We start from the raw sequence: 24,853 nt of genomic DNA, 5'->3' as shown, positions 1-24,853 counted from the left end.
CCATTCGAAACAATCGTTGGGCTCTCGCCCGCTTAGCGCAGCGCAGCCTCGGTTGTGCCAGCCGGGCGCAGCATTTTGCCGTAGACCCAGCCCATCCGGTCACCTCCGGCCGTAATCAAGACCCAGCCGCCATCATCCTTGATCACGGTGACCTGCGTTCCACCTTTCAGGGTGAACAACTGGGGAGTAGTTTTCCGCGGCCCGCTTCTGACGCGAAGCGACTCCACCGCGACGGTGTGGGTAAAGGTCGGCGCCGGCAGCGCCTCCAGCGGCGGAGCTGGGGTTTTGGGGACTCGCGTCGCCACCGGCACCGATTTCGCGATATTGAGTGCCTCGGCTTTCACCGTTGGCATGTAGGCGATATAGCTCGGCAGTCGTTTCTGCGCTTTGACCGTGGTCGAGGCTGCTACTTTGGCCACTGTGTCGGCAGTGAAGCTCAAGCCGCTGACTGTCATAGCGCCTGCAAACAGCGCGACGGTTGAAAACAATGCTAGCGACACAATTGCGCGGGCCATTTCAGCTCTGTTGTTGTCAGTTGGCTAAGCGACGGTCGAATTTCCGAGCCGGGGGCGGCCTTTTTGGGGACTCCGGCCGTCGCTCGCCGAGAGTCAAACCTTCATGTGGACACGCCGTTCCCGGTGGCGACTTCGGTCGCCATTGGAACCGCGGCACTAGTTGCTGTTGCGTGGCGCTTGACAGGCCCCCTGCCCGGTCGTCCATTGCTGGCGCGGCAGCGTAACTCAACTCTGGGGCGACGGAGATGATGCGTGGCCCTCCAGGTTGTCAGCAGCCAAACCTCAACCCAGATCGAACGCTACCGCGCGAGGGTGACGCGAGTTTCCGTTCACAACCATCCGAGGGCGAGCATCCAGGCGGCGATGTTCAGCTTCCGAAGGCAGTTTCGCAACCATGTAGGCTTCCTGCCAGGCGAGTTGCGACGCGCCACCGATCAGTGCCAGCCCAATTGATGCCCATAACTTAGCGGCCCCCTAAGCGAGTACCACTACGGCGATGATGAACACTGAGATGACCGCCACGGTGGTTGCGTAAAGTACGATCCCCGAGGTGTCGTCCCGGCCGACGCGCCTACGCTCGGCCCGGGCACTTGGTACCACTCCGGCGCCAGGCTTGCTTGCGTCAGTCATCCCGATGTTCCCGGATACCCTGTGCCGCAGCAGCGGCACTATCCCTGGCAGTCTTGCTCCTCGTGCGGCGCATCCCGTAGGCGATGGCCAAGCCCAGGACGATGAATCCACCCACCACGACAAGGAACCAGGGCGTCGTCAGCAGAGTGATGAAACTGTGGGATTCGAGTTGGGATTCCATGGGCACTCTCCTTTGATGTAAGAGAACCCAACCTGTTGCTGCTCCGGTTGACGCGGAGCAGTCTGGGACCGCGCCGCGGGGGAAGCAGCCGGTCCATCCATTAGCAGACAGTCCCGGAAGCCCGGTGACCTTGGTTCCTTGCCCGATTAGCAAGTGTCATTGGCAAGGTTACAGTGTCGGTCTAGCCTAAAGAGACACTAGTTCGAACCGGGCGAGGGTCTGATGACATCGAATTTCACCGTGCATAACGCGGCGGGGTACGAACAGCTGATGGGGCGCTGGAGCCGAGAGCTAGCGCCCGCATTCATCGAGTTCGTTGGAATTGGCACCAACGAGAAAATCCTGGATGTTGGCTGTGGCACCGGAAGTTTGACCCTCGAACTTGCGAGCCGAACCGAGGCCGGCGAGATAGTGGCTATCGATTATTCCCCGACTTTCGTCGAGGCTGCGAGGCAGCGCAACAGTGATCCGCGCGTGAGCGTCCAGCAGGCAGACGCTACGGCCCTGCCGTTTGCTGACGGTTCTTTCGATCGTGCTTTGGCGCTGCTTGTCCTGCACTTTGTGTCCGACGCTCCGCTTGCCATTCGCGAAATGCGTCGCGTCGTCAAGTCAGGGGGCACTGTCGGGGCGGTTGTTTGGGACCATTTTGGCGGCATGACCGGCATGCGAATGATTGTTGACACTCTGGCAGGCCTCTCGGAGGCGGGGCGACAGCTTCGCAACCGGTATGTCTTCCAGCCGATGATGCAGCCAGGTGAAATGAAGCAAGCCTTCGTCGACGAGGGGTTAGACAGGGTCGTCCAAGACCAGTTGATGATGCGCATGACCTACCGGGATTTCGATGACCTCTGGGCCCCCATCGCGGCGGGCGAGGGGCCGATCGGCAAATATGTTGGAAGTCTTGAGCCTACCCAGTTGAACCAGGTGACCGCCGCCGTGCGCGATGCCTATGAGTGCGGCAAACCCGACGGCCCGCGGTCTTTCGCCAACGTGGCCTGGGCATGCCGAGGCATTGTATCTTAGCCGTCGCCACCAACGGACCATGCAAACTCGTAAGCCCGCTGCCTGGCCAGGATGAACGCCAACAGGTCGCCTCAACGCCGTCCGTGGATCTTGTCCGTGGCATCCACTGCTGAGTCGCGCCGTTTGTCGAGGTAAGCAGCCAGGTCCCGCAAATCGCCCCCTCGCGCGGCCTTGCTGCTGTCCTCAATGCGGATGAGGGGGATGTCGATCTCGCCCGCATCGACTTTCCGAACGAACTTTTCTGTACTGAGGTGAGGGAAGAAGTCCGCCGCGACCTGTGCAGCCGGGACAATTACCTTGCCATCATACATGGCCATCAACATCCAGATGGTCTTCATCGGTCCGCTGCTCAGAGGGCACCGCCAGTTCCCGCGCGATCCCATTTATTCCCGGCTGAGTTCGCCAAGCCTTAGGGTTATCCTTAGGGCGAACAGCAACGTGATCGGTGCAATTCCTGCGGTATCAACGAATTACGTTGGGTAAATGGCGGAGAGAAAGGGATTCGAACCCTTGAGACGGTTCCCCGCCTACACACTTTCCAGGCGTGCGCCTTCGACCACTCGGCCATCTCTCCGCATGCAGCGGGCCGGGCGGGCCCGGGTCTGCGTGTCCGGGGCCTGAGCCTGCCGGAGCGGGCGCAATATACTCATCGACGTCGTGACCGCAAGGCACATAACGCGCCGATGACGGGGATTGCCATGAAGGTCGGGCAAAGTTGTCTTGTCCGGCGCGTGGACCGCGTGGCAAAAGGGTTGCCAGCAGCCGGCGGAGCATTGGGACCCCGCACGGCGCATCCCGGACGCGACGGACCTCGATGCGGCTTTTTCTCAGGCTCTTGGGCACCTGGCTCCTCGGTGTGGCGCTGATCCTGTTGATCATCGACGGCACGCGCTCGCTCGGCGGCAACCAGCTGATCTTCACCTCGCTTGCCGAGAACTGGACCTGGCTCAATGCCGAGAGTCTCGCCACGGTGCGCGAGTTCCTGGCCGGTCGTTTCTTCGGCATGGTGCTCGAGCCGGTCTCGGAGGCGATCTTGGCCATGCCGGGCTGGGCCGTGCTGGCCGTGCCCGGCGCGCTGCTGGCCTGGGCGGGCCGCTCGCGCAAGACCCGGCTGTTCGTCCGGCACGACCAGATCTGACGGGAGCCCGATCTTGACGCTGCACGACCGCGACGGCTTCACCGCGTTTGTCACGACGCTTCCCGGGGTGACGCTGCACGAGCAGTGGGAGGCGCTGGTCGCCAAGGTCGGCGGCAAGGTGTTCTGCCTGCTCGGCGACGCCTCGGGCGATATCGTGTTCAAGGTGGGTGAGATCGCCTTCGATGGGCTGACTGACCTCGAGGGCATCGCGCAGGCGGCCTATTTCGCCAAGCGCCAATGGGTGCGGGTTTCGCCCGGCGCACTCGAGAGCGAACTCGCCGAAGGCTATATCCGCGAGTCGCACCGGCTGATCGCCGACAAGCTGACGCGCAAACTCAAGGCCGAGCTCGGCATCTGAGCAGCACGTTGACGAAGTCGTTCAGGCCTTCTTAACTACCCGCATAAGCCATGAGGGGGCGAGGATGGTTGCGGGATTGCTTTATGTCGTCGGACTGATTGCGGTGCTGGCGACGATCGTCGTCGCGGGCTTCGGGGCGCCCGGCCTGATCCAGATGGTCAATACGGCGCTCGATACGCCCGGCTCGGACCTGCTCGGCACGCTGGTCGACGTGGCGCGGCTGCTGCAGTGGGCGGTGCTGCCGTTCGCCGGCGGGCTGGTGCTGATGGGGCTCGGGCGCATCGTCATGCTGCTGGGCGCCATCAACCGGGCGCTGCGCGGCAACGCGTAGACCGGGCCAGGCGTTGCACAGGACCAGATCGGAGTGTGACGGGCTCTGTCAAAGGTGTCCCCTCATCCACGGTGTCACCCCGGCGCAGGCCGGGGCCCATCCTGAGGTGATGCGGTTATGCGCACGAGCCGAAGCATCTCAGGATGGATCCCGGCCTTCGCCGGGATGACACCGAGTGGGTGGGCCCCTTCGTCGGCAACACCTGAAACAGAAACGGGCGGCCTCGAGGCCGCCCGCGGTTTCGCAAACCTAAGACCCGATCAGGCGCGCGGCTGCGGTACGATGCGGAGGTACGGCTTCAGCGTCTTCCAGCCTTCGGGATATTTTTCGCGCGCCGCTTCGTCGGAGACGGCGGGGACGATGATCACGTCTTCGCCCGACTTCCAGTTCACCGGCGTCGCCACCTGGTGCTTGGCGGTGAGCTGCAGGCTGTCGATGACGCGCAGAATCTCGTCGAAGTTGCGCCCGGTGGAAGCCGGGTACTCGATCTTGAGCTTCACCTTCTTGTCCGGACCGACGACGAACACCGAGCGCACGGTCAGCGAATTGTCGGCGTTGGGATGGATCATGTCGTACTTGCGCGCAACTTCGCCCTCGACATCGGAGATCAGCGGGAAGTTGAGCGTGGCGCCCTGCGTCTCGGCGATATCGGCGGCCCAGCCGGCATGGTTCTCGAGCTTGTCGACCGAGAGCCCCATCACCTTGACGCCGCGCTTGTCGAACTCGGGCTTCAGCTTGGCAGTGTAGCCGAGCTCGGTGGTGCAGACCGGGGTGAAATTCTTCGGGTGCGAGAACAGCACGGCCCAACTGCCGTCGATGTAATCGTGGAAGCGGATGCGACCTTCGGTGGTCTCCGCCTCGAAATCGGGGGCGGTATCGCCGATGAGAATTGCCATGATGAACTCCTTGATGCGGGTCGTTGCCACTTCTGGCAGATGCCGCACGCGAATATCGAACGCGGCCCGGTCGAATGCGACTGCGCCGCATGAAATCTTTTTGTGTTTTGCCGTCAAGCGGCAACAACCGCTTCCCCGAGCGCCGGGTTGGCAGCAAAATCAGCGTGCTAGAGCGCTTTCAGGGAAAGGTCAGAGACCTTTCCGTCTCGGATGCGCTGGAGGCAGGAGGTCGAGCGTTCCACCGTTGCGGTGAACCGCGAGGGTCAGATGAGGCCGCTGGCGAAGGCATATTGCAGGGCGGCCACGATTGCCAAAGGCGGCGTCAGAGCCAAGGCCAAAGCGAGCGGCTGGCTGAGCCGCGCCACCCGGGCGATGAGGAACACGACGATGATGAAGATCAACGAGACGGCGATGGTCGCCGAACCCTGCGGCAGCCAGTTGAACATGATCGCGCCTCCCGAAGCCCGCGAGCGGGTATCGAGGTGAGCGTGCGCGCCCAGAACTTGCGCCGGCGTTGCACGGTTTGGTCGCGGTTGAATCGAGTTTGAACGATGTGGATTTGAGGGATCGGCGACTCACGATGCTTTTGTGGGCATCGGCACACCCTCGTCCACCCACCGCGTGTGATGAAGCCCCGGTGGTTCGCCCCTGAGTTTCTAGATACCACCCGCTGCCGCGCCGGCCGGCGCAGGTGCTGCCGCGGCTGCCGCAGGCGAGCCCTTGGGGGCGCCGTTGGTCCAGGTCACGTCGAGCCCGGTGAGCGGCACCACCGACAGCGACATCTTGCCCGAACCCTGCTGCAGCTCACGCGAGTGCGCGAGGTAGACCAGCGAGTTGTTCTCGGCATCGTAGATGCGCGACACGCGCAGGCTCTTCCAGATCAGCGAGCGCGACTGCTTGAAGATCTCTTCGCCGCCCTTGTTGGTGTTGATGTTGCCGATGGTGACCGGACCGGCCGCAGCGCAATCCACCGCCGAATAGGACGGATCCTCGAACCAGTTGCCCTGCTGCAGCCGGTCGATCAGCGAACGGTTGAAATAGGCGACATGGCAGACCACGCCCTTGATCTCTGGGTCGGCGACCGCCTCGACATTGATGTCGTTGCCGGTCCAATCGACCCCGACGCGGCCCACATCGGTGCCGTTGTTGTTGCCGCACGCGGCGAGCGCGCCGGTGAGGACGAGGGCGAGACCGAGGGAGGCGAAGCGCTTGAGCATGCTCAGGGGTCCAGGGGTTCGGGGTTAAGGACCGGCCTGATGTGGGGACCTTGCCGGGTTCACGCAACGGCCCGCGGCTGCAATAGTTGCGGGCACGGTCGCTCAGGTGTGTCCGTGCCTGGCTGCGGGGCCGTGCGGATGGTCGATATGGCCGAGGTCGCGGCCGGGATCGATGCGGTCGCGCACCAGTTGCTTAATCTGCTTGGCGTCGGGGAAGCCGCCGTCGCGCTTGCGCTCCCAGATCAAGACACCATCGAGATGGATCTCGAAAATGCCGCCGGTGCCCGGGATGAGCGATACCTCGCCCATTTCGAGGCCGAAGGTCGAGAGCACCTCCTGCCCCATCCAGGCGGCGCGCAGCAGCCAGTTGCACTGGGTGCAGTAGGTAATGGCGAGCTTAGGTTTGTCGGTCATATCTGCGGGTCCGCCCAGGAGGAAAAGACGTTGGTCGGCAGCACCAGCACGTCGTCACCCTCATCTTCGCGGCTTTTCAGCGCCACCAGTTGCGCCGTGGTGGAGTTGACGCGTTGCGCCAGGAGCCGAGCGATCTGCAGCAACCAGGACGGGTGCGCCTCGAGTACGTTGAGGGCGTCGTTGATGACGTAGAGCTGGACATCGGTCACGGCGCGCACCGTTGCCGAATGCGGGCGTTCGAGCAGGACGCTCATTTCGCCGAAGATGGCGCCGGGCTGCTTGATGGTGGAGACGAACTTGCCATCGCGCAGCACTTCGACCTCGCCTTCCTTCAGCACCATGATGCTGCCGCCGGCCTGCCCGCCTTGCACGATCAACTCCGTGCCGGCGGGGAAGAAATCGAACTTCAGCCAGCTTTCCGTCTCTTGACCCGCCACCAGAGCAACTCCCGTTATTCGAGCAGTGCGAAGATCTTGTCGAACATATCCTGGTCCTCGCGGACCTTGGCCTGCCGCCGCATATCGACCAGCAGCGCCGTGGTCTTGTGCAGCCGCGCCGCGAGGAGTTTGGCGATATGCCGCGCCGCGGCCGGGTGCGCATCGAGGAAGGCGTCGGCGTCTTCGGCCACATGCACTTCGGCGCCGTTGCGGGTCCTGACCGTCGCCGAGTGTGGCAGGTCGAGCAGTGCCGACATGTCGCCGATTACCGAGCCGGGGTCGCCGATCGCCGCCACCGTGCTGCCGTCGCGCACCACTTCGAGATCGCCGGACTTGAGGATGTAGAGCTTGCCGGTCCGCGCTCCCTCGCTCACCAGCACCGCCCGCGGTCCTAATACGCTCACCGGCAACGTCGCCGCCGCCACGAGGATCTGCTCCATCAACCAGCCTTCTAGCCCAACCCACCCGAATACATGGGGCGATGGTAGCCGAGCTTTGCGGGGATGCGAAGTCATTCGCGACGCCACGCGGATTGTGCTGGCCCTTGGTGGCGCGCGCGGCGTATGGAGGCGTCCGCGCCGGTCATCGCCGGTGGCAGAACGCAACTCCCGTCCCCGGTCAGCTGCCGGGCCCGACCTCAGGAGACAAGACCATGGATACGTCCGTCCTCGGCCGCCCGGCCGAGATTCCGCTCGACCCGGCCAGCGCCGTGCTCGACCGCGTGCCCAACCCGCATCCCGATATCGACTACCTGATCCGCTTCACCGTGCCGGAATTCACCGCGCTCTGCCCGATCACCGGGCAGCCGGATTTTGCGCACCTGGTCATCGACTATGTCGCCGACCAGTGGATGATCGAGTCGAAATCGCTGAAGCTGTTCATGTTCTCCTACCGCAACCACGGCGCCTTCCACGAGGCGACGACGGTGGAGATCGGCAAGCGCCTCAATGAGGCGCTCGCGCCGCGCTGGCTCCGCGTCGGCGGCTACTGGTATCCGCGCGGCGGCATCCCGATCGACGTGTTCTGGCAGACCGGCTCGGCGCCGGCCAATTTGTGGCTGCCCGAACAGGGCGTGCCAGGCTATCGCGGCCGCGGCTGAAGCGCTGATTTCGTCGTGCTTGAGCGCGACGCGAGCGTTCCACTATGGTCGCCGGAGACGAGCGGGAGTCGAAACAGGTGAGTCGTGACGTGAGCAGCGGGCAGCGGCCCCGCTACCAGCTGCTCGATCTCTTACGCGGCGTGGCGATCATCGCCATGGTTATCTTCCACATCGCCTGGGACCTCTACTATTTCGGCTACTCGGACGTCGACGTCACCACGGTCTTCGGCTGGGTGGTGTTCCAGAAGTCGATCCTCTCGAGCTTCCTCCTCCTGGTCGGCGCCGGGCTGGTGCTGGCGCATCGCAAGGCCATCCGCTGGAACAAGTTCTGGCGCCGCTTCGGCATCCTGGTCGTCTGTGCGCTGCTGGTGACCGCCGGCACCTATTGGATGTTCCCCGACTATTTCGTGTTTTTCGGCGTGCTGCATGCCATCGCGCTATTCTCGCTGATGGGCCTCGCCTTCCTCAGGCTGCCGCCCTGGCTCGTGGCGGCCATCGGCATCGGCATCATCGCGGCGAACCTCCTCTACAACGACCCGGTGTTCTCAAGCCGCGAGCTCGGCTGGATCGGCTTCTGGCCGACCTCGCCGCCGACCAGCGACGTGGTGCCGATCTTCCCCTGGTTCGGCGTCGTGCTGCTCGGCGTCGCCGCGATGCGGCTGATCCTCGCCTCGCCGCTGGCCGAGGACCTTGGGCACTTCCACAGCAAGGAGCCGCTGGCGCGCGGGCTCGCCGTGATGGGCCGCTGGAGCCTGCCAATCTATGTCTTCCACCAGCCGCTGATCATCGGCGTGCTGTGGGGGCTGACGCAGCTCTCGGCGCCGGTGCTAGCGCCGCCGGTGCTGAGCCTCAGCCAGGACTTCGTCAAAAGCTGCAACGCCTCGTGCGTCGGCACCGGCTCCGACCTCGCCCGCTGCGAGCGCTATTGCGGCTGCGCCGTCGAGCAGGTGGAAACCGGGAACCTCTGGGAAGCGGTCGCGGCGACGAACCCGACGCTGGAGCAGAACACGCAGCTCAGGGCCGTGGCCCAGCTTTGTACGGCGATGGCGGATAAGACGCAGTAGGACCTTCACATCTAGCTGGTGCAATCTATTGCCCAGATGCTCGAACTCTTCCCTTCTCCCCTGAGGGGAGAAGGTGGCGCGAAGCGCCGGTTGAGGGGTCAAGCGGTGCCATACGCGCTCGCTGAGAAGCTGAACCCCTCACCCAAGTTCCGCTACGGACTTTCGGTCCTAGCTCCACTTGCCCTCTCCCCTCAGGGGCGAGGGGACGGTAGAGCCGCCACACCCAGAAGGGGCCTGGCGACCCGACTCTGTGAAGCGCCCTAGTTCTGCTCCTTGTGCCCGCCGAAGCCGAGCCGCATCGCCGACAGCATTTTCTCGGCGAAGTTGTGCTCCTGGCGGGAGCGGAAGCGGGTGAACAAGGCGGCGGTCAGCACCTCGGCCGGCACGGCTTCCTCGATCGCCGCTTCCACCGTCCAGCGCCCTTCGCCGGAATCGGCGACGTGGCCGGAGAAGGCTTCGAGCCTGGGGTCCTTGGCGAGCGCGATGGCTGAGAGGTCGAGCAACCAGGAGGTGACCACCGAGCCGCGGCGCCAGACTTCGGCGATGTCGGCGACGTTGAGCTCGAAGCGTTCGCCCGGCGGCAGCACTTCGGCGTTCTTGCTCTCGAGGATGTTGAAGCCTTCGGCGTAGGCCTGCATCATGCCGTATTCGATGCCGTTGTGGACCATCTTGACGAAGTGCCCCGCGCCCGCCGGACCGGCGTGGATGTAACCCTGTTCGGCGCGCGGATCGAGGCTGCCGCGGCCGGGCGTTTCCTCGATATCGCCCTTGCCGGGGGCCAGCGCCGCAAAGATCGGGTCGAGATGATCGACCGCTGCTTTCTCGCCGCCGATCATCAGGCAGTAGCCGCGATCGAGCCCCCAGACGCCACCGGAGGTGCCGACATCGACATAGCGGATGCCGGTCTTCTGCAACTCGGCGGCGCGGCGGATATCGTCCTTGTAATAGGAGTTGCCGCCATCGATCAGGATGTCGCCCGGCGCGACGCAGGAGCTCAGGTGCGCAATGGTGCCCTCGGTGATCTTGCCGGCTGGCAGCATCACCCAGATGGCGCGCGGGCTGTCGGTCAGCGAGGCGACGAGCGCCTCGAGCGTCTCGGCGGGCCGCGCGCCGTCAGCGGCCAGCACGGCGCGGGCCTTGGCGTCGATATCGTAGACGGCAACGTCGTGCCCGGCGCGCATCAGCCGTTTGGCGATATTGCCCCCCATGCGGCCTAACCCGACAATACCGATCTGCATGATGCACACTCCACTGTAGCGACTGACGCGGGGGGTGTTATACGCGACATCGAGACAACGGGGGCAGCCCCGTGAAGGCATTGTTTTGGTCGCGAGATCGAACCGGAAAGGTCTGCAACCTTTCCTGATCTCGCTCTTGGTTTTGTCGCGAGATCGAACCGGAAAGGTCATGCAACCTTTCCTGATCTCGCTCTAGGGAGGAACGACTATGCGGGTAGTGATCACCGGGGGCGCAGGAAACCTGGGCAGCAAGCTCAGGGAGCACCTGGAAACGGCCGACTGGGTGGAGGAGATCGTCGCCATCGACGTCGCGCCCTTCACCGCGGGCAAGAAAACCCGGGTGGTGGTTGCCGATCTCGCCGACCCCTATGACGAGCGCTGGCGCAAGGAGGCGCAGGCCGCCGACGGCATCGTTCATTACGCCTCGGCCAACCCGGCGCCCAACTCGAGCTGGGCCGAATCGGCGGCTTCGTTCGACATGACGGCGAACCTGCTGGAGCAGGCGGGCGGCGGCACGAAACCCTGCCGCTTCATCTTCGCCTCGTCCAATCACGCCATGGGCGGCTACAAGGATGCGCCGCTGCCGGCCGACGGGAAGCTCAGGATGTCGACGCCGCATATCAGCGGCACCCGCTATTACGACGACGGCTACAAGTGGGGCTCGGCCTATGGCGCCACCAAGGCGCTGGGGGAGCGCGTCTGCGCCGCTCGGGCGGCCGCTACCAATGGTCGGATCACTGCCGTGTCGACCCGCATCGGTTGGTGCCAGCGCGGCGAGAACCTGGCGCGCACCATCGCCGGCAGCGGCGGCGGCGATCGCGGCGAGACCGACGCGGCGGTGCTCAAGCGCAACGCGCTGTGGTATCGCAACATGTGGCTGTCGAACGGCGACCATAACCGCCTGATGGTGGCGGCGCTGCGCGCCGACGCCAGCAAGTGGCCCGCCCCGGCGATCGTCGTTTCCGGCATGTCGAACAATACCGGCATGGCCTGGGACCTCGAAGAGGCCCGCGAGTGGATCGGCTACGTGCCCGAGGATAACCTGTGGGCCGACCTCAAGGCCGCCGGGATCGAATAAGGCAACATTGCCTTCGCTGGCGGAGGCAAGTATGCGGCTGGTATGGTGCGCGCCGCGGTGCGCACCCATGACATTAGAGGGACAGCATGAGCTTTGCCGATATCTATGCCCGCGTGGTTGCCTGGGTCGGCGCCGGGGCGATCCTGGCGCGCAGCTTCAACGAACCCAAGCGCAACCCGATCTACGGCAGCACGCCCGATATCCCCGCGGCGCGGCCGCAGGCGATCCCGACGCTGAAGATGCCAACGGCGCGCGGCTGGTCGGGCGACCACAAGCCGACCGCTGCCGCCGGCCTCAAGGTCAACGCGTTCGCCCGGGGCCTGAAGCACCCGCGCTGGATGCACGTGCTGCCCAATGGCGATGTGCTGGTGGCCGAGGCGCTGAGCACCCCTGGCGGCGCCATCAAGACGCCGTTCGACTACGCCATCTTCACCACCATGCGGCGCGCCGCGGCGGTGGGGCAGAGCCCCAACCGCATCACGCTGCTGCGTGATGCCGATGGCGATGGCGTCGCCGAAGAGCAGCACACGCTGCTTGAAGGCCTCAACCAGCCGTTCGGCATGCAGCTGATCGGCGAGACGCTCTATGTCGGCAACACCGATGGCGTCTATGCCTACCCATTCACGGTCGGCGACACCAGGATCACCGCCGGCGGCAAGAAGCTCCTCGCCACCAAGCCGGGCGGCCACTGGACGCGCAGCCTGCTCGCCAGCAAGGACCAGACCAAGCTCTATGTCGGCGTCGGTTCGCAGTCCAATATCGGCGAATCCGGCATGGCGGTCGAAGAAGGCCGCGCCTGCATCTTCGAGCTCGACCTCGTGACCGGCCGGAGCCGCATCTTCGCCGGAGGCCTCCGCAACCCGGTGGGCCTGGCGTTCGAGCCGACGACCGGCGAACTCTTCACGGTGGTCAACGAGCGCGACGGCATCGGCGACGAGACGCCGCCCGACTACCTGACCTCGGTCAAGGATGGCGGCTTTTACGGCTGGCCGTATTCGTACTGGGGCAAGATCGTCGACGATCGGGTACCGCAGGATCCGGCCAAGGTGGCCACCGCCATCGCGCCAGATTTCGCGCTGGGCGGGCACACCGCCTCGCTCGGCCTCTGCTGGCTGCCAGAGGGGACGCTCCCCGGCTTCGGCGACGGCATGGCCATCGGCCAGCACGGCTCGTGGAACCGCTCGACGCTCTCGGGCTACAAGCTAGCCTTCGTGTTGTTTGCCGACGGCAAGCCGACGGGCACCCCGCGCGACATCCTCACTGGGTTCCTGTCGCCTGACGAAAGGGACTCCTATGGCCGCCCGGTCGGCGTGGTGATCGCGAGGGATGGCGCCGTGCTGATGGCTGACGACGTCGGCGACGTGATCTGGCGCGTTACTGGGGCCTGAGGCTGTCGGCCTTAGAGCGCACGGCCTGCGGCCCCACCCCCTCCCAGCTTCGCTAAGTCGCTGAAGCGACAAGCTTCGCTTGCCTCCCCCATCAAGGGGGAGGTGTCGGGCCGGTGGATTGGGCTGGATCCTGCCGCAAACACTGAACGGCACCTCCCCCCTTGTCGGGGACTTCGAGCCGTCCCGGAGGGCAAATCGCTCCGGTGGAGCGATTTGAGGGGAGAAGGCCATGAGAGCTGCGCTCGAATGGCAAAGGAGGGGGGTGGGCCAGGGGCACAACTCTCAAGAACCGCACCCCCGACACATGACGCCCACATCACGCAGTCACCCGTAGTTTGGCCCGGCGCGAACTGATGGGGGGCCACACCATGCGAATTTCTGCGCTCATGCTGCTTGCCGTTTTCGGCATGGCGGCCGGATCGGCTGCGGCAGCCGACCTGATCGTCGAGGACCCGGAGGCGATTGCCGCGGCGGCAGCCTATGACTGGTCCGGCGCCTATGCCGGGCTGTTCCTAGGCGCCGGCAGCAGTGAGGTCACGCTGGAAGAACCAGGCGGCCTCGCCGACCCGCTCGACCTTGCCGCCGGCGGCTGGCTGGCCGGGATGCGTGCCGGGTTCAACACGCAGGCGGGTGTGCTGGTGTTCGGCGCCGAGGCCGATCTCGCCAAGACCTGGATCGGGGGCAACGGCTCGGCCACCGACGGTGTCGACAGCCGCGACTACAGCTACGACCTCGATTGGCTCGGCACCGTCACCGGGCGCGTCGGCTATGCCGCCGACACGCTGCTGCTCTATGCCAAGGGTGGGCTCGCCGCCGGCGGGGTGCGCTCGACGCTCACCCCCACCGCTCCACTGCCGGGGCCGCCACCGAGCTCCGCCGATGCGGTCGCTACCGGCTGGACGGTCGGGCTCGGCACCGAGTTCGCCTTCAGCGAGAACGCCACCGCCGGCATCGAGTATGATTTCGTCGCGCTCGGCGCCGAGCTCAACTATACCGGCGGCAGTCTCGAGGCGCAGCAGAACCTCCACATCGTCAAGCTCGGGGTGAACTACGGCTTCTGAGCCGCCGCCTGATAGGCCGCATCGAGCTCCGCCAGCACCGAGCGCCCCGGTTTGGGGGCGCCTAGATGCAGGTGGCGAAGTTCGGCCATGAAGTCGTCCGCCATCTGCGGCCCGCCCTCGGCCAGCGCGATGGCGCGGGCCGAAAGTTCCGGGCTGGCCGGCAGGAACTGCGCCCCCCAGGCGCCCAGCTGCACCATCACCGGCACCAGCGCGATGGCCATTTCGGTCAGGTTGTAGATGGTGCGCTGCTTGTGGGTGGGGTCGGCGGCGGCGGTCACCAGCCCCTCATCCATCAGCCGCTTCAGCCGGTTGGCGAGGATGTTGGTGGCGATGCCCTCGAGCGAGTTGCCATGCAGTTCGCTATAGGTGCGGAAATTGCCGAACATGATGTCGCGCAACACCACAAGGCTCCAGCGATCGCCGAGAACTTCGACGGAGAGGTTGATGGGGCATCCGGATCGGCGATCCACGGGTACGGCTCCTTGTCTTCGATTTCGTCGCACTTTCGAGGTGGAAAGCACTCCGGTCATCCACTTGCAGTTTACAAGTAGTTTGTAGCTGGGGTATACACCTTGCAACCTGCAAGCGGTTGTGGCGATGGGGTCGAGGCGGATATTTTGTCTCATGCTGTCGAATGTCGCTGCCGCCACTCGTCTAGATGGCAGGACATTCTGAGGGACGGAACAATGAGCAAGCATTATGGCTGGGTCGTCGTCGCGGCGGGCGCGCTGATCACTTGCGTGGCAATGGGGGCGATGTTCGCCCTGCCCGTCTATCTGCAGCCGATGGCCGAGGATACCGGCTGGAGCCGCGCTGGCATTTCAGCGGCGATGACCGTCGGCTTCATCGTCATGGGTGTTTCCGGCTTCGGCTGGGGGACGCTCAGCGACCGCATCGGGGCGCGGCCGGTGGTGTTGATGGCGACCGTTCTGCTCGGCGCCGGGCTGCTGCTGGGCAGCCAGGCCAGCGACCTCCTGGTGTTCCAGTTCGCCTATGGCGGGCTGGTCGGTGCGGCGGGCGGGGCCTATTTCGCGCCGATCATCTCGACGACGCTGGGCTGGTTCGACAAGAACCGTAGCCTCGCGGTGTCGCTGGTATCGATCGGCGGCGGCATTGCGCCGATGGTGATCACCCCGTTCGCCAGCCACCTGATCCAGACCACCGGCTGGCGCAGCGCCATGCTGAGCATCGCCATCGGCGCCCTGGTGGTGATCGTGCCGGCGGCGATGCTGATCCGCCGCGCTCCGGCGGTGACCGAACCCGCCCCGGCGCCGAGCGCTGCAGCCCAGCCGAAGCAGGCTTCGATGGGCTGGTCGGCACTGCGTACGCCGCAGTTCATCGTCCTCGCTTCGGTGTTCTTCCTCTGCTGCGCGGCGCATTCCGGCCCGATCTTCCACACCGTCAGCTACGCCATGATCTGCGGCGCCTCGGCCCTTGCGGCGGCGAGCATCTACAGCGTCGAGGGCCTTGCCGGGCTGTTCGGCCGGCTGATCTTCGGCGTGCTGGCCGATCGGCTCGGCGTGCGCCGGGTGATCGTCGGCGGCCTCGTGCTGCAGGCCGTCGGCATCTACACCTACATCTATGTCAGCGAGCTGCCCCAGTTCTACGCGCTGGCGGCCGTGCTCGGGCTCGCTTATGGCGGCGTCATGCCGCTCTACTCGGTGCTGGCGCGCGACTATTTCAGCCCGCGGGTGATGGGCACGGTGCTCGGCGGCATGGTGATGACCTCGAGCATCGGCATGGCATTCGGCCCGGTCGGCGGCGGCTGGCTCTACGATACGTTCGGCACTTACCACTGGCTCTACATCGCCTCGGCCGCCATCGGCATCGCCGCCGCCGCCCTGGCGCTGGCCTTCCCGGCGAAGAAGCGGGATGTGGACGAAGACCAGGTGCCCGGGCAGCCGGTGGCGGCCTGAGGTCGTGAGGCGGTGGACGAAATAGTCCACCGCCCTGCCTCCCCCAGCCGTGTCATCCAGGCGCGGGCCGATACGCGCCAAGCAAGGGTGGTGCCCCATCCACCGGGTCATTCCCGCGAAAAGCGGGAACCTCTGTTTTTTGGCCTTTGCGCGATCGCAAACGGAGTTCCCCGCCTTCGCGGGAATGACCCCGTGTGTGGGGAGCGGCTAGAGCATTGGCATAACGCTCACGGCTCGCGTAGGAAGCCGGCTGAACGCCGCTGGAGCACGCCGACAATGGTGGTGGCGCCGAGGAAGCCGGTGATGAGGATGGCACCGAGATCGACCGCGGCGAGCGTCGTCGCGTCAAGGGTGAACTCGACCTCGAGCAGCACCATGGTGAGAATCCAGGCGAGCCCGATGCCGAGCGGCGTCGCCAGCACGGCGGCAAAGGCCGCCAGCAGCACATAGTGCAGCACCGAAACCGACAGCACGTCGAAGCGCTTGGCGCCGAGCACTTTTGAGATCACCGCATCGGCCTGGCGCTGCCGGCGTCCGGTGGCAAGGCTGCCGATCAGCACCAGCAACCCATTGCCCACCGCCAGCCCGCCGACCAGCGAGGCGGCAAGCGACAGCTGGCTCAGGGCCCGGGTGATCTGCTCCAGCGTCGCACCGATGGCGATGAAGCGGACATCGGGCAGGAGGGTCGCGAGTTCCCGCTCCACCGCCTCTTCGCGTCCCGGTGCAGCAGTGACCGCACCCAGCAGCGTCGAGGGATAATCGTCCAGCACACCGGGCGAGAAGGTGGCGAGAAAATCGATGCCGCCCTGCCACGAGTAATCGCGGAAATTGGCGACCTCGGCGGTGATGGTGTCGCCGAAGATGGCGAAGGACAGCTTGTCGCCGAGGTTGATGCCGAGGCCGGCGCGAAGGCTCTGGTGCAGCGACACCAGTGGCGGCCCCTGGTACGCGACCGGCCACCAGTCCCCTGCCACCAGCTTCGATGTCGCCGGCAGCACCTGGCGGTAGGTCAGCGGGATTTCGCCCGAGAGCAGGAACGACGCCTCGGGACCGCGCGGCTGCAACCGCTCCGCCGGGGTGTCGTTGATGGCGCTGAGCGCGCCGCGCAGCATCGGCGTCGCGGCAAAGGCGGTGATATCGCCGCCTTCGTCCTTCAGCTTCTGCAGCGTGTCCACCTCGTCCGAGAAGAGATCGGAGGCCACCAGCGTCGGCGCGTCGAATACCGAAGCGCCCAGATACTCGTTCCTGAGGTTCACCTGCAGCACCAGCACCACCACCAGCATGGCGAGCGCCAGGCCGACCGAGATTACCACCGAGGAGGCGTTGGAGCCCGGGCTCGAGATATTGCGCAGCGCATAGCGCAACACACGATTGGCGGGTTCTGGCGACTTCCGCAGCGCCTGCCGGGCGAGGAAGATGCCGAACTGGAACAGCACCACCGACAGCACGCTGACGATGGCGAAGGCTGCGACCAGCATCGAATCGTCGGTCATGATGACGGCGAGCCACAGGAACAGGGCGGCAGCCAGCACCAGCGGCACGATGCGCGTCGAAAAGATCAGGCCGGCCCAGTCGATCGGCGGCGCGGCGAGCCCCTTGGAGCGGAACAGCGTCACCGGGCTGATGGTCTGGGCCTGCTGCAACGGCAAGTAGGAGAAGGCGAAAGCGATGAGGAAGCCGACGCCGGCCGCCACCAGCAGCGGCTGGACATGCAGCGTCGGCGCCAGCTCGACGCCGACGGCGGCGCCGATGGCGGGCAGCGCGACGAGCGCCGTGCCGGCCCCGATGACAAGGCCGATGCCGACGCCAACGGCTGCGAGCGCCGCGATCTGCGAAAAGAAATGCACGAAGATGCGAGCTCGCCCGGCGCCCATGCTGCGCAGCACGGCGATGACGTTGGCGCGCTCGGCGACGTAAGCCGAGATGCTGGTCCAGACGCTGACCCCGCCGATCAGCAGCGAGGCGAGGCCGACGATCACCAGGAAGCGCATGAACAGGTCGTAGTAGCGCACCATGGGGCCGAGGCCCTCGCGGGCCGAACGGATGGTCCAGCTCGGGTCGGCAAGGGCGGTCTCCAGCGCCGCCTTGCCGCTATCGGCATCGCCCTCGGTCAGCACCAGCTTGTAGCGAAAGAAAGTGCCGAGCCCGGGGAGCGGCGAGGTGCGATCGGCGAGCACCGCCAGCGCCTCGGCGGTGATGACAGCTGGCAGGCCCAGCCGGAAGCCGCGCACCGCGGCATCGGGCAGGCCACCCAGCGCGCCACGCGCCTCGAATTCAGTGCCGGCGATCTCAAGCGTGTCGCCGACCTTGATGCCGAGCTGGTCGAGCATCAGCGGACTGACCAGCGCGCCGAACTTGCCGTCGCGGACCGACAGGAAGGCAGACGGCGTCTCGCCCGACGGCAGTTGCGGGCTATCGACGGCGCCGAGCAGCGGATAGGTATCGCCCACCGAGATCAGGTCGACGAAGGCGCTCTCGGTGCCGACCTCGGCGCGCACATTGGTGTCGACAACATAGGACACCCGTCCGAAGCGCGAGATCAGCGCCAGCTCCTCGGCGGTCGCCTGCCGGTCGGCGCGCGACAGCTCGACATCGCCACCCATCAGCACGGCGGCGTTCTCTTCCACCGCCTGCCGGATGCTGGCGCCGACCGAACTGACGCCGGCAATAAGCGCCGTGCCAACGGCGAGGCAGACGATCAAGAGGCCGAAGCGCCTCAAATCGCCGCGCATGTCGAGCAGGCCGATGCGGATAGCCGCAAGGACGGCGCGCATCAGACTGGAACCGAACGGGTTTCGACCAGCTCGCCGGCGGTCATGGTGAACACCCGGTCGGCCCGCGCCGCCAGCGACGGATCGTGGGTGATCAGCACCACCGCGGTACCCTGCTTGCGGGCGAGATCGAACATCAGCTCGACCACCACGGCGCCGGTCTCCTGGTCGAGATTGCCGGTCGGCTCGTCGGCCAGTAGCAGCCTCGGCTTGGCGATCATGGCGCGGGCCAGCCCGACGCGCTGCTGCTCGCCACCCGACAGCGCCGCCGGACGGTGATGCAGCCGTCCACCGAGCCCGACCGCCTCGAGCGCCGCTGCGGCAGCTTCGCGGGTCTGGACCAGCGATAGATCGGGCGAAGCGATTTCCAGCGCCAGGCCGACATTGTCGAGCGCGGTAAGCGACGGGATCAGGTGAAAGCTCTGGAACACGATGCCCAGCGTATGGCGGCGGAACACCGCCAGATCGTCCTCGCTCAGCCCCGACAGGTCCTGCCCGGCGACCACCACCTTACCGGAAGTGGCGCGCTCCAGTCCGGCGAGCAGCATCAGCAGCGAGGTTTTGCCACTACCCGAGGGTCCGACGATGGCCACAACTTCGGACGCTTCGACCCGCAACGAGACGTTCTTCAGAATGTGAAGCGGCTGTGAAGCGACCTCCAGAGTGTAGTCCACGCCGGACGCATCAACGATCGGCGGTGCCGCCTGGGCGCGCGGGCTGGAGGTGTGGTCTTGACTTAGGGCCATTTGGGACTTGCGGTAGGGGACAAACCAAAAGAATGTGCAGGCCGCTCTTGCTTCTTACTGCCCACGGCATGATCTCTGGCATCGTCGGGCGGGCAAGTCAAAATAGAAGCGGACCGAATAGCCGGCCGCATACAGATTTCAGCGTTACTGAACGCATGAACGCCGTTGGAGGGCGTGGGACGAGATGAGACAGCACCTGCATGCCGCTATGGCCGTGGCCGCCATGACGCTGGCGGGAATGGCGACGCCGGCGATTTCCGGGCCAGTAGAAGTCTTGGAGTCGTACGTGGGCAACTGGAAGGGGGCGGGCGCACTGGTCGGGGGCCAGAACCCGGAGCCGTTCCGCTGCCGCCTCGGCATTTCCAAGGGTAACCTCAACAAGATCAACTATGCCGGCCGGTGCAGCCTGATCGACATGAACCTGTCGGTCAGCGGCACCATCGCTTTCGATGACAAGGCGCAGCGCTACCAGGCGGTGATGAGTTCGAATGCCGGTTTCACCGGCCTCGCGGTCGGCCAGATCAAAGGCGACACGATCAATTTCGACCTGCGCGAAAAGCAGCAGGATCGCGGCGGCAACGATGTGCGCATCGGTTCGCGGATTCTGCTCGAGGGCGACTCCATCACCGTCGACTTCGAGGTCGAGTTCAACAATTCCGGCCAGATCCTGACCGCCTCGGTGCCGTTCTCGCGCTAGAGCAGGATTGCGTTTCATTGAACCGCACTCCTGCTCCAAGTCGTTGTCTTGTCGCGAGATCGAACCGGAAAGGTCTGCAACCTTTCCTGATCTCGCTCCAGGCGCCACACACGGCGACTGCAGCGTTCCCAGCCGCGGCCGCCGCTTCAGCTAAGTCACGGAAGTCGCATCGCTTTTGATCCAGATCAAAGCGATGCGAGCTGCTGCGTGGTGAATTCGGGCACCGCAAGCAAGGACCGTTCAGATGCCCCCCGAAGCCGTCATCGTTGTCACCGCCGTAGTCGCCGCCTTCTGCCTGTTGCTGGGTACGCTCGCCTGGGTGCTGTGGTACACCAAGGACACCCCGCGGCCCGCCCCCCGGGACTGAATGCCGCTGCGACAAACCTCACCACGTACCGCGCCGCGGGAGAGTGTAAGGCTCACCCGCGATGGGCGAGCGTCTGGACATCCACAACTCCGAGACCCCCGTGCTGTGCCGCAGCTGCGAAGCGCGTCACCGAGGCATGTGCGGCGCTCTGAAGCCTGACGAGCTGGTCGAACTCGCGCGCCACACCCACAAGGAACGGCACGAGCACGGCGACGAGTTGATCGGCGACAGCATGGCGATCCGCTCCTATGCCACTGTCATGCGTGGCGTGATCAAGCTCAGCAAGGTGCTGGAGGATGGCCGCCAGCAGTTGGTCGGCCTGCAGTTCGCCCCGGATTTCCTGGGCCGGCTGTTCGGGCGCGAAAGCGTCCTCACTGCCGAAGCGGCTTCCACCGTCGACCTCTGCGTCATCCCGGTTCCGGCGCTGGAGCAGATGATCGCCACCACGCCTGCCCTCGAACACCGGCTGATGCAGCAGACGCTGCGCGAACTCGACGAGGCGCGCGACTGGATGGTGACGCTCGGCCGCAAGACCGCGCAGGAAAAGGTGGCGAGCTTCCTCCACCTCATCGCCATGCACGCCGACCCCGCGGCCGAGCCGGTCGACGGCGTTACGTTCGAGCTGCCGCTCACCCGCTCCGACATCGCCGATTTCCTCGGCCTCACCATCGAGACGGTGTCGCGCCAGCTGACCAAGCTGCGCCAGGCGGGGGTGGTCTCGATCACCAATAACCGCATGGTCGAAATCCCCGACCTCGCGGCACTGCGGGGGCTTTGCGGGTAGGTCGTTTCAGACGGTCGGGGCGGCCCGTGCGTGGGCTCCCACACATACGGTGCTTAGTGGCGAGCCTCTTCGAGCCGCCCTGCCCGCAGCTCGAGCACGCGATCAAACGTCGCCGGCACCGCGGCGTGGGCAATGACAATGGCCGTGCGGCCGCGGGTCAGCTTCGGCAGCTCGGCGAGAAAGGCCGTCTCGGTCTCGGCATCGAGCCCGCTGGTCGGCTCGTCGAAGACGATGACGTCGGCGCGCGACAACAGAGTGCGCGCCAGGCAGATGCGGCGCGCCTGCCCGGCCGACAGGGTTCGGCCCGCCTCTCCCACTACTGCGTCGAGTTGCCCCGGCAGATCACGAACGAACTCCGCCAGGTGCACCGCCTCGAGCACGCCCCACAGCGCCGCATCATCGGCATCGTCGCGCCCGATACGGAGATTGGCGCGGATGGTGTCGAGGAACACCGGCGCATCCTGCGTCATCAGCGCGGCCCGCTGTCGGAAGTCGGCGCCGGCTACATCGCTGAGCGCACTGCCGTTGAGCCGCACCGTACCGGCGTCGGGGTCGACCAGCCGCAGCAGCAGTTGCGCAATGGTCGACTTGCCGGCGCCGCTCGGTCCGGTCACCGCGACGCACTCGCCGCTGCGGACGGCAAAGCTCAGCCCGTCGATCACCGGGTGCTTCGGGTCGTAGCCGAAGCGCACCGCCTCGAAGCGCACGTCGCCGCCTGATGCAATGGGCAGCGGTGCGGCCGGTTCGACGACGGCGGGCGCGCTGTTGGCGATGGCCTGCAGCCGGTCGGCGGCAGCCGCCGCCCCAGCAAGCCGTGTGGCGCTGCGCACCAGCATGGCCGAGGCCTCGAAGCTGGCGATCACCGCCAGCAGCAGACCGGCGAGGAGTGGGCCGCCGATCGCACCGGCCTCGAGCGCCACAAACCCGGCGAGCAACGTGCCGATCAGCGCGCCGCCCGCCAGCAGTTGCACCAGCGCCGAGGCCAGCGCCGCACGAAGGCCAAGCCGCCGACGGGCCCGCGCCAGCCACGCCGATGCTGTTGCAGCGCCCGCCGCAGCCTGGCCCGTAGCGCCGAACAGCACCAGGTCCTGATGCCCGTCGATCCCGTCGAGCACGGCCTGACGCAGCGTCGCGCCGGCGGCGACCACCTCACTGCCGGCAGCGCGCGAGGCGAGCACCAGCCCCACCGGCACCAGCAGCACCGCGGCAAAGAACAGGAGCGCATAGACCAAAGCCGCGCCGGGCAAGGCGAAGGCCAGCACCACGGTCATCGCAGCGCCGGCCAGCACCGCCGTGCTGATCGGCCCGAGCGCCACGAGGAACACCGTATCGAGCGCCTCGACATCGGCAAGTAGCCGGCTCACCAGGTCGCCACGGCCGAAGCGGCGCGCCAGCGGAACCAGTGGGAACAGCCTGGCAAACAGCCAGGCACGAAGGTCGGAAAGCAGCCGCAGCGTCATGTCGTGGCCGCTGAGCTTTTCGCCGTAACGCGACAGGATACGGATGAACGACAGGCCACGCACGCCGGCCGACGGCGCGAAGATATTGAACGCCGAGCCGAGCGTGCTCAGCGCCGCTGCGGTCAGGAACCAGCCGGAGAGTCCTAGCAGGCCGATGCCGGCGAGCAATGTCAGCAGTGACAGCAGTACAGTGAGGGTGATCGGGCCCTTCAATCGGCCGAGCAGCGGTGCGAAAGCGAGAATGGCTCTCATGCCGCACCTATGCTGCGATCGGCGAGCGCCGGCTTCGGCGCCGGCAGCAGCCTGCCGCCGGCGATGCGGAACACCTTGTCCATCCGCGCCGCGACAGCCCGCGAATGGGTGGCGACGACGAGGGTCCGTCCGTCAGCGAACGCGGCGAGACCATCGAGGACCAGCGCCTCGGTCGCGGTATCGAGATGCGCCGTCGGCTCGTCCAGCAGCACCAGCCCGGGATCGCGCAGATAGATGCGCGCCAGTGCGATGCGCTGGATCTCGCCCCCGGAAAGGCCCAGCCCGTCCTCACCCAATGGCGTCGCCAACCCCTCGGGCAGCGCATCGGCGAAGTCGTTGACCCGCGCCAGCTGCGCCGCCTGCCTTACGGAGGCATGATCGGCATCGCGCCGCCCGAGCCGGATATTGTCGGCAATACTGCCGGCAAACAGCCGCGGCCGCTGCCCCAGCATGGCGACGCGCCGCCGCAGCGCTGGCTCGGCGACATCGGCAAGCTCCCACCCGTCGACACGGATCTCGCCGCTGAAGCCCCGCAGCCCGGCAACCGCCTCGAGCAGGGTCGATTTGCCGATGCCACTGGCGCCGAGGATGGCGATGCGGGCTCCGGGTTCGAGCCGGAGCTCGGCGGCGGCGAGCACGGGGCGCCCGGTCGGATCGGCCAGCGTGACGGAGCGCAGCTCCAGCGTCGCTGCTCCTGCCGCGGCACCAGCCGCCACGGCAGCCACAGCCGTCGGTGTCACCGCCTCCGGCAGCACATCGAGCTCGCGCTCGATCTCCGCCACCGCAGCCCTCGCCGAGGCCCGGTCATGGTAATGCGCCGCCAGCAGCCGCAGCGGCTGGTATACCTCGGGCGCCATCAGCAGCAGGAACATCCCGGCAGCGAGCGTCAGCTCGGTGCTGTGCACGTTCACCAGGTCGAGGAAGGTCAACCCGACATAGAGCGCCACCCCGGCGACGCCCAGCGCCGCGAAGAATTCCAGCACCGCGGAACTGAGGAAGGCGATGCGCATCACCCGCATGGTGCGCACCCGCAACTCCTCGGAGGCCAGCCGCACCCGCGCCGTCTCCGCCGCGTCCTGCCCGAACAGTTTCAGCGTCACGAGGCCACGCAGCCGATCGGCGAAGCGGCCGCTCAGCCGGTTGAGGGCGGCAGCCTGCGAGCGGCTCGCGGCTTCGGCGCCCCAGCCGGCCAGCGCCATGAAGACCGGGATCAGCGGCGCCGAGATCAGGAACAACAGCCCGACGATCCAATCGACCGAGAAGGCGATGGCGGCAAATCCGATCGGCAGGATCGCCGCCTGCACCATCGCCGGCAGGTAGCGGGTGAAGTAGCCATCGAGCGCCTCGACCTGTTCGAGCACAGTGCTCGACAGCGCGCCCGAACTCTTGGCCGCCGTCCAGGTCGGCGGACGGCGCAGCAAGTCGGCCACCAGCGCGGCGCGTAGCCGCGCTTTGATCGCTTCCCCGAAGTGGACAGCCGCGACCTCGCCCAGACCGCCCAACGCGATGCGAATGACGAGGATGGTCGCCAGCACCGCCAGCTGCGGCAGCAGCGTGGCCGTCGCGGCGCCCTCGACGATGGCCTGATGCAGCAGTCCGGCCAACACCATGGCCTGCGCCACCAGCAGCGCGCCGGCGAGCAGCGGCAGGCCGAGCACCGTCGCGAGCAACGGCCGATCGGCAGCCGCCAAGCGGTTCAACCACCGCCCCTGTGCGACGAATTTAGCCTTATCGTCCATTGACCTACCGTGTGGAGAAGGTCTCCAAACCTGGCATATAGTCATGCGGCATC

General features: G+C 66.2%; 27 protein-coding genes and 1 tRNA gene. 12 read left to right on the top strand and 16 right to left on the bottom strand.

Going from position 1 to position 24,853, the window contains the following annotated elements; translation table 11 throughout:
* Window positions 1-32: 32 nt before the first annotated feature.
* On the bottom strand, window positions 33-515 hold the full coding sequence (locus tag AC1ROK_RS03900; protein WP_492844004.1) for an SH3 domain-containing protein: 483 nt from the start codon (window positions 513-515) through the stop codon (window positions 33-35).
* A gap of 622 nt (window positions 516-1,137) precedes the next feature.
* Window positions 1,138-1,326, bottom strand: a complete 189-nt coding sequence (locus AC1ROK_RS03895; RefSeq protein WP_436092384.1) for a hypothetical protein — start codon at window positions 1,324-1,326, stop codon at window positions 1,138-1,140.
* A gap of 222 nt (window positions 1,327-1,548) precedes the next feature.
* Between AC1ROK_RS03895 and AC1ROK_RS03890 the strand changes: the two genes are divergently transcribed.
* The gene (locus AC1ROK_RS03890; protein WP_492844002.1) at window positions 1,549-2,349 is read left to right on the top strand and encodes a class I SAM-dependent methyltransferase; all 801 of its coding nucleotides are present in this window, start codon (window positions 1,549-1,551) and stop codon (window positions 2,347-2,349) included.
* A gap of 71 nt (window positions 2,350-2,420) precedes the next feature.
* Here AC1ROK_RS03890 and AC1ROK_RS03885 read toward each other — a convergent pair whose 3' ends face one another.
* Together AC1ROK_RS03885 and AC1ROK_RS03880 are read right to left on the bottom strand one after the other, a co-directional pair.
* Window positions 2,421-2,687, bottom strand: a complete 267-nt coding sequence (locus tag AC1ROK_RS03885; protein WP_492844000.1) for a pyocin activator PrtN family protein — start codon at window positions 2,685-2,687, stop codon at window positions 2,421-2,423.
* Between the two features lie 146 nt (window positions 2,688-2,833).
* Window positions 2,834-2,923: transfer RNA gene (locus tag AC1ROK_RS03880), tRNA-Ser, on the bottom strand.
* 240 nt (window positions 2,924-3,163) lie between these two features.
* Here AC1ROK_RS03880 and AC1ROK_RS03875 point away from each other — a divergent pair.
* The 3 genes from AC1ROK_RS03875 (at window position 3,164) to AC1ROK_RS03865 (ending at window position 4,176) form a co-directional block, all read left to right on the top strand.
* Window positions 3,164-3,487, top strand: coding sequence for a hypothetical protein (locus AC1ROK_RS03875; protein ID WP_492843998.1), 324 nt, complete (start codon window positions 3,164-3,166; stop codon window positions 3,485-3,487).
* Between the two features lie 13 nt (window positions 3,488-3,500).
* Window positions 3,501-3,845 (top strand): MmcQ/YjbR family DNA-binding protein, encoded by a 345-nt coding sequence (locus AC1ROK_RS03870; RefSeq protein WP_492843996.1) that lies wholly within the window; start codon window positions 3,501-3,503, stop codon window positions 3,843-3,845.
* A 64-nt stretch (window positions 3,846-3,909) separates the two neighbouring features.
* Complete coding sequence (locus AC1ROK_RS03865; RefSeq protein WP_492843994.1) at window positions 3,910-4,176, top strand: hypothetical protein; 267 nt, start codon at window positions 3,910-3,912, stop codon at window positions 4,174-4,176.
* Window positions 4,177-4,436: 260 nt separating this feature from the next.
* Here the strand turns inward: AC1ROK_RS03865 and AC1ROK_RS03860 are convergent, their stop codons facing one another.
* The 6 genes from AC1ROK_RS03860 to AC1ROK_RS03835 all read right to left on the bottom strand — a co-directional run bounded on the left by AC1ROK_RS03860 (window position 4,437) and on the right by AC1ROK_RS03835 (window position 7,580).
* Window positions 4,437-5,072: a peroxiredoxin gene (locus AC1ROK_RS03860; protein WP_492843992.1), complete on the bottom strand. Its 636-nt coding sequence runs from the start codon at window positions 5,070-5,072 to the stop codon at window positions 4,437-4,439.
* A gap of 263 nt (window positions 5,073-5,335) precedes the next feature.
* On the bottom strand, window positions 5,336-5,518 hold the full coding sequence (locus AC1ROK_RS03855; RefSeq protein WP_492843990.1) for a hypothetical protein: 183 nt from the start codon (window positions 5,516-5,518) through the stop codon (window positions 5,336-5,338).
* Between the two features lie 210 nt (window positions 5,519-5,728).
* Complete coding sequence (locus AC1ROK_RS03850) at window positions 5,729-6,289, bottom strand: CreA family protein (protein ID WP_492843988.1); 561 nt, start codon at window positions 6,287-6,289, stop codon at window positions 5,729-5,731.
* 102 nt (window positions 6,290-6,391) lie between these two features.
* Window positions 6,392-6,703, bottom strand: coding sequence for an Rdx family protein (locus tag AC1ROK_RS03845; RefSeq protein ID WP_492843986.1), 312 nt, complete (start codon window positions 6,701-6,703; stop codon window positions 6,392-6,394).
* Window positions 6,700-7,140: a Crp/Fnr family transcriptional regulator gene (locus tag AC1ROK_RS03840; protein ID WP_492843984.1), complete on the bottom strand. Its 441-nt coding sequence runs from the start codon at window positions 7,138-7,140 to the stop codon at window positions 6,700-6,702. Before AC1ROK_RS03840 ends, AC1ROK_RS03845 begins: the two co-directional genes overlap by 4 nt.
* A 14-nt stretch (window positions 7,141-7,154) precedes the next feature.
* Window positions 7,155-7,580, bottom strand: a complete 426-nt coding sequence (locus AC1ROK_RS03835; protein ID WP_492843982.1) for a Crp/Fnr family transcriptional regulator — start codon at window positions 7,578-7,580, stop codon at window positions 7,155-7,157.
* A 212-nt stretch (window positions 7,581-7,792) separates the two neighbouring features.
* On the opposite strand from AC1ROK_RS03835, the gene queF reads away from it, so the two are divergent.
* Together queF and AC1ROK_RS03825 are read left to right on the top strand one after the other, a co-directional pair.
* Entirely contained in the window at window positions 7,793-8,239 is a 447-nt protein-coding gene (queF, locus tag AC1ROK_RS03830) for a preQ(1) synthase (RefSeq protein ID WP_492843981.1), read from the top strand.
* A 77-nt stretch (window positions 8,240-8,316) separates the two neighbouring features.
* Window positions 8,317-9,303 (top strand): acetyltransferase domain-containing protein, encoded by a 987-nt coding sequence (locus AC1ROK_RS03825; RefSeq protein WP_492843979.1) that lies wholly within the window; start codon window positions 8,317-8,319, stop codon window positions 9,301-9,303.
* Window positions 9,304-9,563: 260 nt separating this feature from the next.
* Here the strand turns inward: AC1ROK_RS03825 and gnd are convergent, their stop codons facing one another.
* Entirely contained in the window at window positions 9,564-10,541 is a 978-nt protein-coding gene (gene gnd / locus AC1ROK_RS03820) for a phosphogluconate dehydrogenase (NAD(+)-dependent, decarboxylating) (protein WP_492843977.1), read from the bottom strand.
* 208 nt (window positions 10,542-10,749) lie between these two features.
* Here gnd and AC1ROK_RS03815 point away from each other — a divergent pair, with 208 nt between their 5' ends.
* From AC1ROK_RS03815 to AC1ROK_RS03805, 3 genes are all read left to right on the top strand, one after another.
* The gene (locus AC1ROK_RS03815; protein WP_492843975.1) at window positions 10,750-11,619 is read left to right on the top strand and encodes an NAD-dependent epimerase/dehydratase family protein; all 870 of its coding nucleotides are present in this window, start codon (window positions 10,750-10,752) and stop codon (window positions 11,617-11,619) included.
* A gap of 86 nt (window positions 11,620-11,705) precedes the next feature.
* Entirely contained in the window at window positions 11,706-13,007 is a 1,302-nt protein-coding gene (locus AC1ROK_RS03810; RefSeq protein WP_492843973.1) for a PQQ-dependent sugar dehydrogenase, read from the top strand.
* A gap of 368 nt (window positions 13,008-13,375) precedes the next feature.
* Entirely contained in the window at window positions 13,376-14,068 is a 693-nt protein-coding gene (locus tag AC1ROK_RS03805; RefSeq protein ID WP_492843971.1) for an outer membrane protein, read from the top strand.
* On the opposite strand, the gene AC1ROK_RS03800 is transcribed toward AC1ROK_RS03805, so the two are convergent.
* A complete protein-coding gene (locus AC1ROK_RS03800) occupies window positions 14,056-14,538 on the bottom strand; it encodes a winged helix-turn-helix transcriptional regulator (RefSeq protein ID WP_492843969.1) in 483 nt (160 codons plus the stop codon). The two genes, AC1ROK_RS03805 and AC1ROK_RS03800, sit on opposite strands and share 13 nt — an antisense overlap.
* A 216-nt stretch (window positions 14,539-14,754) precedes the next feature.
* Here AC1ROK_RS03800 and AC1ROK_RS03795 point away from each other — a divergent pair, with 216 nt between their 5' ends.
* Window positions 14,755-15,984, top strand: coding sequence for an MFS transporter (locus tag AC1ROK_RS03795; protein WP_492843967.1), 1,230 nt, complete (start codon window positions 14,755-14,757; stop codon window positions 15,982-15,984).
* Between the two features lie 227 nt (window positions 15,985-16,211).
* Here AC1ROK_RS03795 and AC1ROK_RS03790 read toward each other — a convergent pair whose 3' ends face one another.
* Together AC1ROK_RS03790 and AC1ROK_RS03785 are read right to left on the bottom strand one after the other, a co-directional pair.
* Window positions 16,212-18,758 (bottom strand): ABC transporter permease, encoded by a 2,547-nt coding sequence (locus AC1ROK_RS03790; RefSeq protein WP_492843965.1) that lies wholly within the window; start codon window positions 18,756-18,758, stop codon window positions 16,212-16,214.
* Window positions 18,758-19,429: an ABC transporter ATP-binding protein gene (locus AC1ROK_RS03785; protein ID WP_492843963.1), complete on the bottom strand. Its 672-nt coding sequence runs from the start codon at window positions 19,427-19,429 to the stop codon at window positions 18,758-18,760. Before AC1ROK_RS03785 ends, AC1ROK_RS03790 begins: the two co-directional genes overlap by 1 nt.
* A gap of 256 nt (window positions 19,430-19,685) precedes the next feature.
* Between AC1ROK_RS03785 and AC1ROK_RS03780 the strand changes: the two genes are divergently transcribed.
* Both AC1ROK_RS03780 and AC1ROK_RS03775 read left to right on the top strand, forming a co-directional pair.
* Window positions 19,686-20,198, top strand: coding sequence for a hypothetical protein (locus tag AC1ROK_RS03780; protein ID WP_492843961.1), 513 nt, complete (start codon window positions 19,686-19,688; stop codon window positions 20,196-20,198).
* Window positions 20,199-20,626: 428 nt separating this feature from the next.
* Window positions 20,627-21,349, top strand: a complete 723-nt coding sequence (locus AC1ROK_RS03775; RefSeq protein WP_492843959.1) for a Crp/Fnr family transcriptional regulator — start codon at window positions 20,627-20,629, stop codon at window positions 21,347-21,349.
* A 53-nt stretch (window positions 21,350-21,402) separates the two neighbouring features.
* On the opposite strand, the gene cydC is transcribed toward AC1ROK_RS03775, so the two are convergent.
* Together cydC and cydD are read right to left on the bottom strand one after the other, a co-directional pair.
* A complete protein-coding gene (cydC, locus tag AC1ROK_RS03770; RefSeq protein ID WP_492843957.1) occupies window positions 21,403-23,061 on the bottom strand; it encodes a thiol reductant ABC exporter subunit CydC in 1,659 nt (552 codons plus the stop codon).
* On the bottom strand, window positions 23,058-24,761 hold the full coding sequence (cydD, locus tag AC1ROK_RS03765) for a thiol reductant ABC exporter subunit CydD (protein WP_492843955.1): 1,704 nt from the start codon (window positions 24,759-24,761) through the stop codon (window positions 23,058-23,060). Before cydD ends, cydC begins: the two co-directional genes overlap by 4 nt.
* Between the last annotated feature and the right edge of the window lie 92 nt (window positions 24,762-24,853).

Source organism: Devosia sp. GW821-FHT12F11 (assembly GCF_058806655.1).
Note: the sequence above shows the minus strand (reverse complement) of the source record. Positions and strands in the feature narration are given on the sequence as shown.

Coding starts and splice junctions, on each gene's coding strand:
- AC1ROK_RS03805 (WP_492843971.1), top strand. CDS start 13,376: ATGCGAATTTCTGCGCTCATGCTGCTTGCCGTTTTCGGCATGGCGGCC.
- AC1ROK_RS03780 (WP_492843961.1), top strand. CDS start 19,686: ATGAGACAGCACCTGCATGCCGCTATGGCCGTGGCCGCCATGACGCTG.
- AC1ROK_RS03790 (WP_492843965.1), bottom strand. CDS start 18,758: ATGCGCGCCGTCCTTGCGGCTATCCGCATCGGCCTGCTCGACATGCGC.
- AC1ROK_RS03860 (WP_492843992.1), bottom strand. CDS start 5,072: ATGGCAATTCTCATCGGCGATACCGCCCCCGATTTCGAGGCGGAGACC.
- AC1ROK_RS03885 (WP_492844000.1), bottom strand. CDS start 2,687: ATGAAGACCATCTGGATGTTGATGGCCATGTATGATGGCAAGGTAATT.
- AC1ROK_RS03775 (WP_492843959.1), top strand. CDS start 20,627: ATGGGCGAGCGTCTGGACATCCACAACTCCGAGACCCCCGTGCTGTGC.
- AC1ROK_RS03890 (WP_492844002.1), top strand. CDS start 1,549: ATGACATCGAATTTCACCGTGCATAACGCGGCGGGGTACGAACAGCTG.
- AC1ROK_RS03835 (WP_492843982.1), bottom strand. CDS start 7,580: ATGGAGCAGATCCTCGTGGCGGCGGCGACGTTGCCGGTGAGCGTATTA.
- AC1ROK_RS03850 (WP_492843988.1), bottom strand. CDS start 6,289: ATGCTCAAGCGCTTCGCCTCCCTCGGTCTCGCCCTCGTCCTCACCGGC.
- AC1ROK_RS03795 (WP_492843967.1), top strand. CDS start 14,755: ATGAGCAAGCATTATGGCTGGGTCGTCGTCGCGGCGGGCGCGCTGATC.
- AC1ROK_RS03845 (WP_492843986.1), bottom strand. CDS start 6,703: ATGACCGACAAACCTAAGCTCGCCATTACCTACTGCACCCAGTGCAAC.
- cydC (WP_492843957.1), bottom strand. CDS start 23,061: ATGAGAGCCATTCTCGCTTTCGCACCGCTGCTCGGCCGATTGAAGGGC.
- AC1ROK_RS03900 (WP_492844004.1), bottom strand. CDS start 515: ATGGCCCGCGCAATTGTGTCGCTAGCATTGTTTTCAACCGTCGCGCTG.
- AC1ROK_RS03875 (WP_492843998.1), top strand. CDS start 3,164: ATGCGGCTTTTTCTCAGGCTCTTGGGCACCTGGCTCCTCGGTGTGGCG.
- AC1ROK_RS03855 (WP_492843990.1), bottom strand. CDS start 5,518: ATGTTCAACTGGCTGCCGCAGGGTTCGGCGACCATCGCCGTCTCGTTG.
- queF (WP_492843981.1), top strand. CDS start 7,793: ATGGATACGTCCGTCCTCGGCCGCCCGGCCGAGATTCCGCTCGACCCG.
- gnd (WP_492843977.1), bottom strand. CDS start 10,541: ATGCAGATCGGTATTGTCGGGTTAGGCCGCATGGGGGGCAATATCGCC.
- AC1ROK_RS03815 (WP_492843975.1), top strand. CDS start 10,750: ATGCGGGTAGTGATCACCGGGGGCGCAGGAAACCTGGGCAGCAAGCTC.
- AC1ROK_RS03865 (WP_492843994.1), top strand. CDS start 3,910: ATGGTTGCGGGATTGCTTTATGTCGTCGGACTGATTGCGGTGCTGGCG.
- AC1ROK_RS03895 (WP_436092384.1), bottom strand. CDS start 1,326: ATGGAATCCCAACTCGAATCCCACAGTTTCATCACTCTGCTGACGACG.
- AC1ROK_RS03810 (WP_492843973.1), top strand. CDS start 11,706: ATGAGCTTTGCCGATATCTATGCCCGCGTGGTTGCCTGGGTCGGCGCC.